Origin of the sequence: Bacillus rhizoplanae, from assembly GCF_917563915.1 — a bacterium.
Lineage (GTDB): Bacteria > Bacillota > Bacilli > Bacillales > Bacillaceae_G > Bacillus_A > Bacillus_A rhizoplanae.
This window is the reverse complement of sequence record NZ_CAKJTI010000009.1, coordinates 151467-165932: the sequence shown is the minus strand read 5'-3', so window position 1 is coordinate 165932 and position 14466 is coordinate 151467. Positions and strand designations below refer to the sequence as shown.

At 34.7% G+C, this 14466-nt stretch carries 14 protein-coding genes; 4 read left to right on the top strand and 10 right to left on the bottom strand.

Annotated features, from left to right (window positions below; all coding sequences use genetic code 11):
* Positions 1–423 precede the first annotated feature (423 nt).
* Positions 424–3468 (top strand): efflux RND transporter permease subunit, encoded by a 3045-nt coding sequence (locus LRP84_RS11565; RefSeq protein ID WP_230575215.1) that lies wholly within the window; start codon positions 424–426, stop codon positions 3466–3468.
* A gap of 277 nt (positions 3469–3745) precedes the next feature.
* Here the strand turns inward: LRP84_RS11565 and arsC are convergent, their stop codons facing one another.
* The 7 genes from arsC to LRP84_RS11530 form a co-directional block, all read right to left on the bottom strand.
* Complete coding sequence (gene arsC, locus LRP84_RS11560; RefSeq protein ID WP_230575214.1) at positions 3746–4150, bottom strand: arsenate reductase (thioredoxin); 405 nt, start codon at positions 4148–4150, stop codon at positions 3746–3748.
* A gap of 26 nt (positions 4151–4176) precedes the next feature.
* Positions 4177–5217 (bottom strand): ACR3 family arsenite efflux transporter, encoded by a 1041-nt coding sequence (arsB, locus tag LRP84_RS11555; RefSeq protein WP_230575213.1) that lies wholly within the window; start codon positions 5215–5217, stop codon positions 4177–4179.
* 17 nt (positions 5218–5234) lie between these two features.
* On the bottom strand, positions 5235–5636 hold the full coding sequence (locus tag LRP84_RS11550; protein WP_230575212.1) for an ArsI/CadI family heavy metal resistance metalloenzyme: 402 nt from the start codon (positions 5634–5636) through the stop codon (positions 5235–5237).
* Positions 5637–5701: 65 nt separating this feature from the next.
* A complete protein-coding gene (arsR, locus tag LRP84_RS11545; RefSeq protein ID WP_230575211.1) occupies positions 5702–6007 on the bottom strand; it encodes an arsenical resistance operon transcriptional regulator ArsR in 306 nt (101 codons plus the stop codon).
* 246 nt (positions 6008–6253) lie between these two features.
* On the bottom strand, positions 6254–7174 hold the full coding sequence (pstA, locus tag LRP84_RS11540; protein WP_230575210.1) for a phosphate ABC transporter permease PstA: 921 nt from the start codon (positions 7172–7174) through the stop codon (positions 6254–6256).
* 2 nt (positions 7175–7176) lie between these two features.
* A complete protein-coding gene (pstC, locus tag LRP84_RS11535; RefSeq protein WP_230575209.1) occupies positions 7177–8061 on the bottom strand; it encodes a phosphate ABC transporter permease subunit PstC in 885 nt (294 codons plus the stop codon).
* A gap of 69 nt (positions 8062–8130) precedes the next feature.
* The gene (locus tag LRP84_RS11530) at positions 8131–9030 is read right to left on the bottom strand and encodes a phosphate ABC transporter substrate-binding protein PstS family protein (RefSeq protein ID WP_230575208.1); all 900 of its coding nucleotides are present in this window, start codon (positions 9028–9030) and stop codon (positions 8131–8133) included.
* A gap of 509 nt (positions 9031–9539) precedes the next feature.
* On the opposite strand from LRP84_RS11530, the gene LRP84_RS11525 reads away from it, so the two are divergent.
* From LRP84_RS11525 to LRP84_RS11515, 3 genes are read left to right on the top strand one after another with little or no spacing between them, the layout of a single operon-like run.
* Positions 9540–9797, top strand: coding sequence for a FeoA family protein (locus LRP84_RS11525; RefSeq protein ID WP_230575207.1), 258 nt, complete (start codon positions 9540–9542; stop codon positions 9795–9797).
* Positions 9794–10516, top strand: coding sequence for a FeoB small GTPase domain-containing protein (locus LRP84_RS11520; RefSeq protein ID WP_230575206.1), 723 nt, complete (start codon positions 9794–9796; stop codon positions 10514–10516). Before LRP84_RS11525 ends, LRP84_RS11520 begins: the two co-directional genes overlap by 4 nt.
* Complete coding sequence (locus LRP84_RS11515; protein ID WP_230575205.1) at positions 10494–11894, top strand: nucleoside recognition domain-containing protein; 1401 nt, start codon at positions 10494–10496, stop codon at positions 11892–11894. The genes LRP84_RS11520 and LRP84_RS11515 overlap by 23 nt, the downstream gene beginning before the upstream one ends.
* Positions 11895–12019: 125 nt before the next feature.
* Here the strand turns inward: LRP84_RS11515 and LRP84_RS11510 are convergent, their stop codons facing one another.
* Genes LRP84_RS11510 through LRP84_RS11500 form a run of 3 tightly spaced genes read right to left on the bottom strand, consistent with a single transcriptional unit; the run spans position 12020 to position 14466 of the window.
* Entirely contained in the window at positions 12020–12160 is a 141-nt protein-coding gene (locus LRP84_RS11510) for a hypothetical protein (protein WP_230575204.1), read from the bottom strand.
* 16 nt (positions 12161–12176) lie between these two features.
* Entirely contained in the window at positions 12177–13364 is a 1188-nt protein-coding gene (locus LRP84_RS11505) for a Ger(x)C family spore germination protein (protein WP_230575203.1), read from the bottom strand.
* Positions 13348–14466 (bottom strand): GerAB/ArcD/ProY family transporter, encoded by a 1119-nt coding sequence (locus LRP84_RS11500; protein WP_230575202.1) that lies wholly within the window; start codon positions 14464–14466, stop codon positions 13348–13350. The genes LRP84_RS11505 and LRP84_RS11500 overlap by 17 nt, the downstream gene beginning before the upstream one ends.

Below are 14466 nucleotides of genomic sequence, written 5' to 3'. Positions count from 1 at the left end.
AGCCAGGATCAAACTCTCCAATAAAGTGTTTGTCTAGCATCATAAATAAAAATTGACGTTTCACGTTGTTTGTTTCGTTCAGTTTTCAAAGAACTTGTCCGCCGCTTAATTAGCGACTTTCTTATGTTAACATCTCAGTTATTCGATGTCAACATTTTTTATTTTTCTTCTTCGCTTTCTGCTGTAGTGCAGCAGCGACGTTTATTAATATATCATCTGTATTTTTAAAGTGCAAGCACTTTTTTAAAAAAATATATAAAGTTTTTTGTATACCTACTGTTAACTCGTTAACAAACCACAAAGTGAATCCCTTACTTAAGAATTTTTTTAGAAATTTTTTACATATCCTTAACTCTACTTCCCTATCATTTGTTATATAGTAAAACAGTAAACCATCAAACCCTATCATGGAGGAATTTATTTATGGAAAGATTGACGAAATTTTCATTAAAAAATAGGGCCGCTATTATCATCATGGTTTTCCTCATCTCTGTATTAGGTATTTATTCCGGCTCTAAGTTACCGATGGAGTTTTTACCAAGTATCGATAATCCAGTAATAACAATCACCACTTTATCCGAGGGACTAGATGCTGAAACAATGACAAAAGAAGTAACAGAACCTCTCGAGAAACAATTTCGAAACCTTTCACACGTCGATACCATTACATCGTCAACAAGTGAAGGATTATCACGGATTGATATTACGTACACCTCAGAAGCAAACATGAAAGATGCAACACGTGAAGTTGAAAAACTCACAAACGGAATACTACTTCCAAAAGACGCAATGAAACCTGTTGTCAGCCAACTAAACACTTCTATGATTCCACTCGCACAAATTACAGTTCAAAAGAAAAATGGTTTTACAAAAGCCGATGAAAAACAAATTGAAAAAGAAATTATCCCGCAACTTGAAAATATCGATGGTGTTTCCAATGTTATGTTTTACGGGAAATCAACAGCTGAATTATCTATTATATTAGATCCCATTAAAATGAAAGATAAAAACATCATAACATCACAAATTGTATCTGCCCTTCAAGGAAAAGAGGTTTCTATACCTGCCGGACAAATATCTATAAATAATGAAAATCATTTACTTCGCGTAATTGGAGAAGTGAAAAGCGTCGAAGATATACAAAACATTACACTAACACCAGAAGTAAAGTTACGTGATATTGCACAAATTGAACTAAAACAACATCATGATGCAATTTCTCATATTAACGGAGAAGATGGTGCCGCATTAGTCATTATGAAAGAACCGAGCAAAAATGCAGTTACAATTGGAAAAGAAGTCGAGAAAAAGGTTCATGATATAAGCAAGCAATATAAAGACACTTTCACTATAAAAACACTTATGTCAACGCACGAACAAGTCGAAAATGCTGTTACAAGCATGGCTAAAGAAGTTGTTCTTGGTGCTGTCGCTGCTACATTCATCATTTTAATTTTCTTGCGTAACATTCGTACTACTTTAATCGCTATTGTCAGTATCCCTTTATCCATACTCCTTACACTCTTTTTACTTGAGCAATCTCATATTACTTTAAATACTTTAACATTAGGAGGATTAGCAGTTGCTGTTGGACGTCTTGTTGATGATAGCATCGTTGTAATTGAAAATATTTTCCGCCGTTTACAAAAAGATTCTTTTTCAAAGGATATCATTATTGATGCTACGAAAGAAGTTGCTGTTGCCATTACTTCTTCTACTTTAACGACGGTTGCTGTCTTTTTACCAATCGGCCTTGTATCAGGTGCAATCGGTGAATTTATGTTACCTATGGTATTAGCAGTTGTATATTCAATTCTTTCCTCTCTATTAGTTGCTTTAACAGTTGTGCCACTCATGGCTTTTCTACTTTTAAAGAAAACGCGACATGAAGAGCCAAAAACACCCAAACGCTATACAGCTATTTTAAAATGGTCGTTATCACATAAATTTATCATTTTACTTACTTCTTTCTTATTATTTGTCGGTTCAATTGCAGCTTACATTGTACTTCCAAAAACAAATATTAAATCTGACGATAACACAATGCTTTCTATCAATATGACATTCCCCGCTAATTACGATTTAGAAAAAGGGAAACAACAAGCTTTCGAATTTGAAAAGAAATTACTTGCAGATACACAGGTACAAGACGTTACATTACGAATGGGATCTGCTTCAGAAGATGCGCAGTGGGGTCAAACGACGAAAAACAATCTTGCAAGTATATATGTAGGATTTAAAAAAGGAATTGACCTTGACACATACATTAACAAACTAAAAAAAGAACAGAATCAATTTCAACCAGCAACATTTGATTATATAAAAGTTAGTTTTTCAAATTTCGGTGGTGGGAACGCTTTACAATTTAACATTACAGCCAACAATAGTGACGATTTAAAGAAAGCTTCCAATCTTGTTACCACAAAATTGAAAAGCTTAGATAGTCTTTCAAAAGTAAAAACAAATATAGAAGAAGAGAAAAAAGAATGGGGCATCAACGTCGATCAAACAAAAGCAGAAAAAGCAGGGTTAACCCCTGAAGTCATCGCACAACAAGTTGCATTTTTAATGAAAAAATCACCAATTGGCCAAATTTCACTCGATAATGAAAAGACAACTATTGTACTAGAACACCAAAAAACTGACATCCATAATAAAGATGCGATTTTAGACTCAAATATTTTGTCTCCAATTACTGGTTTGATCGCATTAAAGGATGTTGCAACCATTTCTGAAAAACAAATACAAACAGAAATATTCCATAAGGATGGAAAAGAAACAATTCAAGTTACAGCAGAAGCAAAAGGTGAAGATTTAAGTAAAGTTAGTAAAGAAGTAAATACAGCTATTACAAATTTAAAATTACCTGATGGAGCGAAAGTTAACATTGCCGGAGCAACAGAATCAATGCAAGAAAGTTTCACTGATCTATTTAAAGTTATGGGAATTGCAATTGGTGTCGTTTACTTAATTATGGTTATTACTTTTGGGCAAGCACGTGCACCGTTTGCAATTTTATTCTCTCTTCCATTAGCTGCTGTTGGCGGTATTTTAGGTTTAATTATTTCACGAACACCCGTCGATTTAAACTCTCTTATCGGTGCCTTAATGCTAATCGGAATCGTCGTGACAAATGCAATTGTATTAATAGAACGTGTACAACAAAATCGCGAAAAAGGAATGCCAACAAGAGAAGCACTATTAGAAGCTGGTTCAACCAGATTACGCCCAATTATCATGACAGCTATTACAACAATCTTTGCAATGCTTCCTCTACTATTCGGTGATACACAAGCTGGAAGCATGGTATCAAAAAGCTTAGCTGTTGTAGTAATTGGCGGTTTATTAGTTTCTACATTACTAACACTGGTTGTTGTACCTGTTATGTACGAATTACTAGATCGAATTGGCAGCAAGAAGCATCGCAAAAAACAACATGAATCTTATACGGATATGCCAAACTCATAAAGTGAAACTTCCATCAGTGGGGGTTTTCTTCATCCCCCACTGATGGTTAGTTGAACCAATCGGACTTTTACGGACAGTTACCCCCCACCTATCTCCTTCGTTTCTCTCCGAACCTTAAGGTGGGGCCGTTAATGCGGAATAAAATACAACAGCCTCATTCAGACTTCTGGATACAGCTTTATTACAAGTGCTTAAACTGTTTTAAGAAAAGAGAGAGATACTGTCAACAAACTAGAGCAGATGCTCAAAGTGTTGACGGTACCTCTTATTGAAATAATTATTCTCCTTTTGCTGCAAATTGTTGAATGCGCTCTCCAATTTCATTACGCACTCGTTGAAACTCAGACCATTCTTTTCCTGCTGGATCGTCAAATCCCCAATGAACTCGTTTTACATGTGAAGGTGTAGTTGGACACACATCATTCGCATGACCACAAAGAGTTACAACAAGATCAGCTTTATCTAAAATTTCTTGATCAATGATATCAGATGTTTGGTCAGTAATATCGATGCCTACTTCTTTCATCGCCTTAACTGCATTAGGATTTACTCCATGTGCCTCAATACCGGCAGAGAGTACAGTCCATTTGTCACCTAAATATTTTTTACCCCAAGCTTCAGCCATCTGACTACGGCAAGAGTTTCCTGTACATAAGAAGTAAATTGTTTTTTTGTTTTTCATATGAATTCCACCTTTTTTATGAATAGTTATTGGGGTTGTGTTTGAAAGTATTTACGTTGAAACCACAATGCTACATTTACAAGAGCAATCATAACGGGAACTTCGACTAAAGGCCCGATAACTGCTGCAAATGCTGCGCCGGACTGAATTCCAAATACACCTACAGCTACAGCAATTGCTAATTCAAAGTTGTTACTTCCAGCTGTAAATGCTAATGTAGTTGTTACTCCGTAACTTGCCCCAATTTTTTTGCCCATAAAGAAAGAAACAAAGAACATTAATACAAAATAAATAAGTAACGGAATCGCAATACGTACAACATCAAGTGGTACACTAACAATGACCTCTCCTTTTAATGAGAACATCACAATGATTGTAAATAATAATGCGATTAATGTAATCGGGCTAATCTTTGGAATGAATACTTTTTCATACCAAATACGTCCTTTTGTTTTTATAAAGATTAAGCGCGTTAATATCCCACTGATGAATGGAATTCCTAAGTAAATAAATACTGATTTTGCAACCTCACCCATTGTAATATCTACAATAGCACCTTCAATTCCCAACCATTCTGGAATTACTGTTACAAATACATACGCATACACTGAGAAAAATAACATTTGAAAAACAGAGTTAAAAGCAACTAATCCTGCTGCATACTCTGTATCACCTTTTGCCAGGTCATTCCAAACAATGACCATAGCGATACAACGGGCTAAACCAATCATAATTAAGCCCACCATATATTCTGGCTTATCTGGTAAAAATATTACCGCTAAAACAAACATCAGAACAGGACCAACAATCCAGTTTTGAACAAGTGATAAAACTAATACTTTTACATCTTTAAAAACTCTCCCCATCTCTTCATAACGAACCTTTGCTAAAGGAGGATACATCATCAAAATTAAACCTATTGCAAGTGGAATAGATGTTGTACCCACTTGTAATTTATTTAAGCTACTTGTGATTTGTGGAAATAGTATTCCTATACCGATTCCTATAGCCATAGCAAGAAAAATCCAAATGGTTAAGTATCGATCTAAAAATGATAATCGCTTCATAAAGTTCTCCTTTCAGATTAACAGCAAGATGTAGGTTCTATCTTATGAACGTCGCTATCCGCCTTTGTATAGAAGAATTCCCATTCATTACCGTCTGGGTCAGTTATCCAAAACTTATCTTGTACGGCATAGCAACATGTTGTATTTATCTCGTCCCGTGCGAAAAAACCTTCTTTTTCTAAACGGTCCTTATGACCCTTTATTTCTTCTTCATTTTCTAATTGGAATCCAAAGTGATTAACTTGATTTCCATTCACATTATCTATTACATTTAAGGTGAAATTTAATCCTGGAGTTTCCAATAAGAATTTTGCATAATCATTCTTTACTTTCACTGGTTTTACTCCAAATACTTTTTCATAGAATTCAATAGATTTTTCTAGATTTGTAACATTAATCCCAACATGTACGTATTTCATCATAAATTCCTCCTTTGATTTTACATAATATTAATCAAAAAAAATTGATGTATAGTTTAAAAAAATTAGCAACAAGTTCCTTTTCCTGTTTTTCTAAATATACAACAAAGTTCTTCTGATAATAGATTATTTACTTCAATATCATTTAAATCGTAATAACTCCAAGTACCTTGCGTTTCTTTGATTATTAAATCTGCATCTAATAAAATTTTCAAGTGATAAGATAATTTAGATTGTGTCATCCCAAATACTTCTGTTAAATCACATACACAAGTTCTTCCCCTTTGACAAAGTTCATACATAATTTCTAATCTTTTTTGATCTGCAAGGGCTTTAAATTTCTTCTCATATTGTTCAAATTGTTTATTCATATCATCCAACCTCGTTCATCAATTTTTTTTGATGTTTTTATTATACGCGAGACTTTTTGTTCAATACAACAATTAAATCAATTTTTTTTGATCAATCCAATTAATAAATTAGGTCTTGATAACATGGTTACTTTTTTCCACTCTCTATATCTTCATTATATAAACCCAAAAAAAAGAGCATCCTCAAAAGGTCGATTTTATCGAACTTTTAGGACACCCTCTTTATTCTATATCGGGTACAAGAAGTTATGCCACTGTTTTTACTTTACTACTTTTTCGAGATTTTTTCGTACCAGTAAAGCGTTTATGCAGTACAGATGCTATAAAGCGAGCAAGAATATTAAATAGTAATACCATAATAATTAATACTGCTGCTGATTTTGCTGCAATTAGCTTCGCATCAGGAACAATTCCCTCAGAATTTAACTTCCAAATATGCACCGCTAATGTTTCTGCTGGTCGAAATGGGTTCAACGGATTAGCAGGACTTGAAAGATCTGCTGCTGCATTTAAAATTGGTGACGTTAATCCAGCTGTATAAATTAGTGCTGCCGCTTCACCAAAAATACGTCCAGCCGCTAAAATAACACCTGTAATAATTTGTGGTAATGCAGATGGAAGAATAATTCTAACAATTGTTTGCCACTTTGTTGCACCTAATCCAAGACTTGCTTCTTTCACATTAGATGGAATTTCTGTAATTGCATTTTCACAAACGCGCGTTAAACTTGGCAAATTTAAAATCGTTAAAGCTAACGCCCCGCCCATGGCAGTATAACCCCAACCTGCCATCGTAACAAACACAAGTAATCCAAATAAACCAACTACAATAGAAGGTAAAGATGCCATTGTTTCGATACATAGACGAACAAAATTTAAAAATCGACCTTGCTTTGCATATTCCGCAAGATAAATTCCCGCACCAAGACCTAAAGGAATTGAAATAATTAATGTAATGACAAGCATATAGAAGGAATTAAATAATTGAGGACCAATCCCTCCTCCTGCTGTTGTATTACTTGGTTCTCCAAATAAAAAATTTGGATCCCAAAATCCCCAACCTTGTCGTAAGATTTCGTATACAAGAAAACCGAGTAAAGCGACTACAAGCACTGCAACCGCATATAAAATCCCTGTCCATATACTATTAACTGTTCTAGCATTCATCGTTATCTTTCACCTCTTTGGCCAATCGCTCGAATTACTAAGATAAATAAGAAAGAAATAAGAAGTAATATCATCGCTAATGTCCATAGCGCATTATTCCAAGCTGTCCCATTTAACGTATTTGTCATATCCATTGTCAAAATACCTGTTAAAGTTGAAGTTGGGCTATATAGTCCTTCTGGTAATTTTATTGTATTACCAATTACCATCTGAACTGCTAATGCTTCACCAAAAGCACGAGCTAATCCAAGAACAACCCCTGTTAAAATACCCTGTTTCGCCGCCGGAACAATGACGCGGCTAATCGCTTGCCATTTCGTCGATCCTAAACCATAAGAGGCTTCTAAATATTCAAAAGGAACTGCACGAATTGCATCGGAAGCAATACTTGCAATCGTTGGCAAAATCATAATACTTAATACAACAATACCTGCAATTAAACTAAATCCTACACCACCAAAAGAATCACGTAAAAGCGGAATTAAAATGGTAACCCCTAGTAAACCATATACAACAGACGGAATCCCTACTAATAATTCTAAAACCGGCTTTAGTACTTTGTTTCCAAACTTTGGTGAAATTAAATTCATAAACACTGCTAGTGCAATTGCAATCGGCGCACTAATAATTACTGCACCGAGAGATACAGCAGTAGATCCAACTATGAAAATAACAGCTCCAAAACTTCCATCATTCGGAGCCCATTTTGTTGATGTGAATATTTCTGAAATTGAGATATTGCTTTGCGTAAATGATTGAATTCCTTTTGCACAAATGAATGCGATAATAGCTAATGTAACAGCAACAATTAATAACCCACAAAGCGTCACAAGTGTTCTTCCAATATATTCACTTTTTACGTAGTTAATTTGTTTTTTCCCCTTCATCACAAGACCACAACCTTACTTCCTATATTGAAATGAACAAGACTGGCTAAATAGCCAGCCCGTTTTATATTATTGTTTTAATTTAGACATTGGGATGTAACCCATTTCTTCTACTTTCTTCTCGAAGTCTTTACCTTTTACATAATCAATGTAACCTTTTGTTGCGTCTTTTGCTTCACCTTTTGTGATCATGTATTCATAAGACCAAAACGGATATTTACCAGAAGAAATATTTTCAGTTGTTGGTTCTACACCATCAATTTTCATTGTTTTTAAAGTACCTTTTTTGTCACCAACCATGTAAGAGTTAGCTAAATAACTAATAGATCCTGGTGTAGAGTTGATCGCTTGCTCTACTGCACCGTTTGAATCTTGTGTTGTACCTGTAGCATCGTTAATTTTCGCGTCTTTCATAACTGTTTTTTCAAATGTAGCACGTGTACCAGAAGCTGCTGGACGATTAATTACATTAATCTTTTCGTCTTTTCCGCCAACTTCTTTCCAGTTTGTAACTTTACCAGAGAAAATATCTTGTACTTGTTTTAATGTTAAGTTATCAACATTTACATCTTTATTTACAACTAACGCAAATCCGATACCTGCAACTTTGTTATCAACTAATTCTTTTGCTTTATCTGCTTCTTTTATTTTATCTGCAGCAGGAACATCAGAGTTACCAACTTGAACAGCGCCAGAAGCTACTTGGTTAATTCCCGTTCCACTACCGCCACCTTGAACTGTAATTGATACTTTTGAATTTTCTCCCATAAATTCTTTAGCAGCTTCTTCTGCAAGTGGTTGCAGTGCCGTAGAACCAGCCGCTGTAATTGTACCGGATAATTCTTGCTTTGCTTCGTTACCACCTTTAGCTGTTTCCGTCTTTGTGGTGTCTGATTTCCCACAACCTACTAAAGCACCCGCAACCACTAATGCTGCTAACGAAAATTTAAAGCCTTTTTTCATAACCATGTCTTGTACCCCCATTTGATTATCACTTTTCATTTCTACATTATTATGTGCATATCTCGTAGTACAAATTCATTGTAGGATAATAATATTATGTCAGTGTTAAGCGTTTTTTAATTTTAAGTAAAGACAGGGGATTCATAGAAAAATCCTTATATATTCATTGTTTTTAACATAAAACAAGCAAAAAATCTTAAGAAACAGAACGTATTGTAAATTTAATTTTAAGAATGTAAATTGATTGTAAATTCTTATCCTCACTTTTACACTTTTGTTAAGATGTTTTTTCCAAAAGCTCCACTTCCCCTTGTTAAAACACCAACATCCACAACAAAAAATGGAATAACATGCAAGTTAGCTATATAAAATGGAACAATTCAAAAAATACCTGAATATTTTTAAAGTAAGAATTGACAACAGCGCTCAATATAACCTAGTATGGTATTAACAAAATGTTTCCCTAAGGAAACATTTTGAACTCGTACTAAAAAAATAGAAGTGAGGTAACTCTTATGGTATCGGTTAAAACCCAACCACTCTCTACTTTTAAAACAGGTCAACTTGTACAAATTGAAAAAGTTCAATTAGAAGGAACCATGAAACGCCGCCTGCTTGATTTAGGATTTATTCCTGGTGCAACGATTAAAGTGTTACAAAAAAGTCCGCTTGGTGATCCCATTGCATATCAAGTAAGTAATACGATAATCGCCCTTCGAAATGAAGAAAGTTCACGAATAACAGGGACATTGATAGGAGATGATCCAAAATGAATAAGCATCGTATTGCATTAGCAGGAAATCCGAACACCGGAAAAAGTACGTTATTTAATACGTTAACTGGATTGAAACAACATACTGGAAACTGGACAGGGAAAACAGTATTAAAAGCTGAAGGCGAATATGAACATAACGGAAGCCTCTACACCGTAATCGATTTACCAGGAACATATTCCTTATACTCAAACTCTGCCGATGAAGAAGTTGCACGTGATTACATTATCTTTGAAAAACCAGATGTAACAGTTGTTGTTGTGGATGCTACTGCAATGGAAAGAAACTTGAACTTAGCCTTGCAAGTTATGGAAATGACAAAAGAAGTTGTCATTTGTGTTAACTTGATTGACGAAGCAGAAAAGAAAGGAATTATAATCGATGAGAAAAAATTAGCAAAATCGCTTGGAGTTCCTGTTGTAAAAATTTCTGCGCGTAACAAAATTGGACTCGGTCAGTTGTTAAATATAATTGAAAAAGTAGCTAATAAAAAATTAATTTCTACTCCTTTTCAAATTACTTATAACGAAAAAATAGAACAGATGATTCAAGAACTCGAACCACAAATATATAAAGTTTTTGGAGATTCCTATCCTGCACGTTGGATTGCACTTCGCATTCTAGATGGAGACAAGAACTTCTTAGAATCTCTTCAAAAACATCATGAAGAACCACTTGTAAGGGAGGTTGTAATCAATGGAATCTCATTCAACCAGTAAAGCTCTTCCATTAGATTATATCGTGCAGCGTGCGCAAACACTTGTTAAAGAAGACATTCGCGATGAAATTGTCGGTGATATCTACCGTGCTTCAGCTAATATTTGTAAAGACTCTGTTCAATATACAGATAAAAATAAATTATATCGCTCAGAGAAGCTTGATAGAATCTTTACTTCTCCTATATTCGGTTTCCCTATTATGCTCGCTATTTTATCTGTTATTTTTTATCTTACAATTGCCGGAGCTAACGTTCCTTCTGATATGATTGCTGAATTTTTTGGATGGGCAGAAGGTTATTTAACTGCTTGGTTCCAAGCGATGCATGCCCCGGAATGGTTACATGGCATCCTTATTCTCGGTTTATTCCGCGGAACAGGAGCTGTTATTAGTGTTATGTTGCCACCGATGGCTATTTTCTTCCCAATGTTTGCTTTATTAGAAAACTACGGTTACTTACCGCGCGTTGCTTTTAACATGGACCGTCTCTTTAAACGTGCCGGGGCACATGGGAAGCAATCTTTAACAATGGCAATGGGATTTGGATGTAACGCAGCTGCAATTATGTCAACACGTATTATTGAATCACCTCGTGAACGTATGCTCGCAATCTTAACAAATAACTTTGTTCCTTGTAACGGTCGATGGCCAACGCTTATTTTATTAGCATCTTTATTTATGGCCGCTGGATATACAGGTGGTATGCAGACCCTTGTAACAGCCGGAGTTGTTGTCGGTATGGTTGTAATTGGCATTATCGTAACTTTAACCGTGTCATGGGCACTCTCAAAAACAGCTTTAAAAGGTGTTCCAACTCACTATACGTTAGAATTACCACCTTATAGAAAACCTAAAATTTGGGATACAATCGTGCGCGCAACGCTCGATAAATCAATATACGTTCTGAAACGTGCCGTTATCGTTGCCGCACCCGCTGCAGTATTAACATGGGTATTAGCAAATGTATTTATTGGAGACACAAGTCTTCTTATGTATATCGTAAATTTTTTAGATCCGTTTGCAAAATTACTTGGCCTTGACGGATACATTTTAGCAGCATTTATTCTCGGCTTACCTGCAAACGAAATTGTTGTTCCAATTTTATTAATGGCTTATTTATCAACAGGTTCATTAACAGAGTTAGACAACTTAACACAAATTAAACAACTGTTTCTTGAACACGGTTGGACTTGGCTAACTGCATTAAACATGATGTTGTTCTCCCTTCTTCATTTCCCATGCGGAACAACACTAGTTAATATATATAAAGAAACAAAAAGTGCAAAATGGACATTTCTTTCATTTGCCATCCCTACTGTAATTGCCATTGTTGTTACATTCCTTACGGCACAATTGGTACATTGGTTAGGACTTGTATAATAAAGTGAAACTAACCATCAGTGGGGATTTTCTTCATCCCCCACCTATCTCCTTCGTTTTTCTCTGAATCTTGAGGCGAGGGTCTTACTGTCCGTTAATACGGGATAAAAAAGAAACCCAACGTATTATTCGGGTTTCTTTTTTTGCTGCATTTGTTTTTGCCAAGGCTGTGCACCATATTCTTGTATTTTTTTATGAATGAAATAAGCAGTATAGGGGAGAGTTGCCATTAAAATCGTACATATAATCCCTAAAGTTGTAAACATTATGCCGCTCCTTTACTCACCTTCTTACTGGTAACACAGATCCTGTATGTTCAATACTCGGATGCACACGAACAATAACGTTACTCGTACTAAAGTAATTTTGACCTTGGTCCCAATTTTTTTTAATTTTTATCCATTGCTTATAATTTTGACGCTTATAATATTCCCCTAATCCAAATACATCTACTTTTAAATCTTTTTGGACAACTTTAATTGTTTTTTGTATCTGTTTTTCCATTTCACTTGCAAGGTATTTACTGATTTCTTCAGAACTCATCGCCTTAGTATCTTTCCTTAAATACACTTCTGCTAATGTTCCGTCTAAATATACATCAATTACAAATTTAGGCTTTGTAGGATTTGTTAAGAATGTGTGGATTTTTCTACGCATCTCACGAATTTCAAATACAATAAGCTGATTTCCTTTTTTTATTTTAAAAAATCCCCCTACTTTTTTTCCAACAATATAATTTAGTCCTAATGTTTCCATCCCATTTAGACTGCCTACAAATTTAGTATCTTTTCCACGAAATACAGCTGCTCCTTCCATTTTAATTCCCTGCCGAGTTAGTCCTAAGATAGGAAGAACAAAACTTCGATCAGCAGACATTTTCTCTTGTAAATCACCAATTCGAACTGCTTCTAACATTTGGGCATTTTTCTGCGCATGATTTGATATCATACTTACGTATTTAGAGGGTAAATTTTCTGGTTTTGCACTCTGCTTTAAAATTTCTTCCGCTCTTCCTTTTGAAATAAAGATCCGAATATTCCTTCGCATCTCATGATCACGAAAAAATACATCTAATGTATCTTCTAAAACGAAAGGTTTTTTCAATAAGTCCTCAGAAAAAATAAGCACTTCTATATGAGGAAAGAATAAGGATCGACTTATTTTCTTAGAGATAACCCGAATTTGAGCAAATACACTATCAGCCGTTGCATTAATATTAATGTAATTTCCTCCACTTGACGGTTTACTTCCCTGCTGCGTTAAAGAACTAGGCAACACAATTTGATACGTTCCTTTTATAAGGGGGGAATAACTGGTAGTTGTCGTTTCACTTTTTTCTCCCTTATTCGTTGCCTTGTCTAATGCAACACCAACAACAAACCCTCTTTCTTCAATTTCCTGCCGTTCGGAGCAGCCACTTATAAGTAAAATCAAAAACAGACAACTCATTATTTTAAGAAGAAGGTTCATTTTTATTCCCCCCTCCTTTTATTTTATAGAAAGTAAAAATGAGAAGAGGGACAACAAACATAACAGACATGTCAATCCAAGCTAAATATGTACCATACTTACTTATCACATCCAAATTACCTGGAATATTATTTACAACATAAATGATAGGCGCACTAATAAAAATAAACGTATGCTTTTTTATTGCAGGAAACATTGCACAAAATAAAAAAATAGCCACATCATAATACAATGCAGTTGTATTAAAAACGGTAATAATCCATGTTATAAAAAAGATTGCATCAAATCTCTCTAGAAAACCTCCCCCTATTTCAATTTCTTTCCCAAGTTCAATCGTTGGATATGTTAAAGTGCTAGTTGTTAAATAAGTAAATACACTTATACAAGTAATATAAATTAACATATAGGATAAAACAGTAATCATAACCCCTTTTGCCGCTGCCATAGGGGCGTTTTTAGTTGATTTGAGTATAGCAGCATAGAAAAAACCTACCTCAAATCCAATAAATGTAAAGGCAGACTCTCTAATCCCACCCATATATTTACTAATTTTAGTTTGAAAAAATGGAGATAAATTTTCAAATTCCATTAAATTAACATTTAACAGCGATAACAAAATAATAGCAATAAAAACAATAGGTAAAAACAGAACAGTAAGTCTTAATAATCCTGCCCTAGATCCACAAACGCCATAAACAACAACAAGCAAATAAAAAAAAGACAAAAGCTGAACAGGTGTATCACTAAATAAATATGTTTGAGAAATAATAGAAATTGTTCGCGCTTCATGAGCCGTAATTCCTGTAAATGTTAGTATTAAAACAAAACAGATAATATAAGTAATCGGCTTCGTTAAATACACGCTCGTATATTGAACAAAATTTTGTTTCGGAAATAAAATGGCAACCTTCAAGATAAGCCACGCAAAACAAGTACATATTAATCCACTTAGGAGTAATAGAATCCATCCATCCGCAAAAAGCGCATGAGTCGCCATAACACGCGGCATGGCAAGTGCACCTGTACCAATAATAGTAGAAGATATAGCAAACGTGAGTTCACGAGTACCAACTTCTTCATCTCCATACTCAAATGGCTTCAC

Excerpts from the sequence above, each read along its gene's own strand:
- arsR (WP_230575211.1), bottom strand. The coding sequence starts at position 6,007 with ATGAATAAACAATTTGAACAATATGAGAAGAAATTTAAAGCCCTTGCA.
- LRP84_RS11530 (WP_230575208.1), bottom strand. The coding sequence starts at position 9,030 with ATGGTTATGAAAAAAGGCTTTAAATTTTCGTTAGCAGCATTAGTGGTT.
- LRP84_RS11520 (WP_230575206.1), top strand. The coding sequence starts at position 9,794 with ATGAATAAGCATCGTATTGCATTAGCAGGAAATCCGAACACCGGAAAA.
- LRP84_RS11505 (WP_230575203.1), bottom strand. The coding sequence starts at position 13,364 with ATGAACCTTCTTCTTAAAATAATGAGTTGTCTGTTTTTGATTTTACTT.
- arsB (WP_230575213.1), bottom strand. The coding sequence starts at position 5,217 with ATGAAGCGATTATCATTTTTAGATCGATACTTAACCATTTGGATTTTT.
- LRP84_RS11515 (WP_230575205.1), top strand. The coding sequence starts at position 10,494 with ATGGAATCTCATTCAACCAGTAAAGCTCTTCCATTAGATTATATCGTG.
- LRP84_RS11525 (WP_230575207.1), top strand. The coding sequence starts at position 9,540 with ATGGTATCGGTTAAAACCCAACCACTCTCTACTTTTAAAACAGGTCAA.
- LRP84_RS11550 (WP_230575212.1), bottom strand. The coding sequence starts at position 5,636 with ATGAAATACGTACATGTTGGGATTAATGTTACAAATCTAGAAAAATCT.
- pstC (WP_230575209.1), bottom strand. The coding sequence starts at position 8,061 with ATGAAGGGGAAAAAACAAATTAACTACGTAAAAAGTGAATATATTGGA.
- pstA (WP_230575210.1), bottom strand. The coding sequence starts at position 7,174 with ATGAATGCTAGAACAGTTAATAGTATATGGACAGGGATTTTATATGCG.
- LRP84_RS11510 (WP_230575204.1), bottom strand. The coding sequence starts at position 12,160 with ATGTTTACAACTTTAGGGATTATATGTACGATTTTAATGGCAACTCTC.
- arsC (WP_230575214.1), bottom strand. The coding sequence starts at position 4,150 with ATGAAAAACAAAAAAACAATTTACTTCTTATGTACAGGAAACTCTTGC.
- LRP84_RS11565 (WP_230575215.1), top strand. The coding sequence starts at position 424 with ATGGAAAGATTGACGAAATTTTCATTAAAAAATAGGGCCGCTATTATC.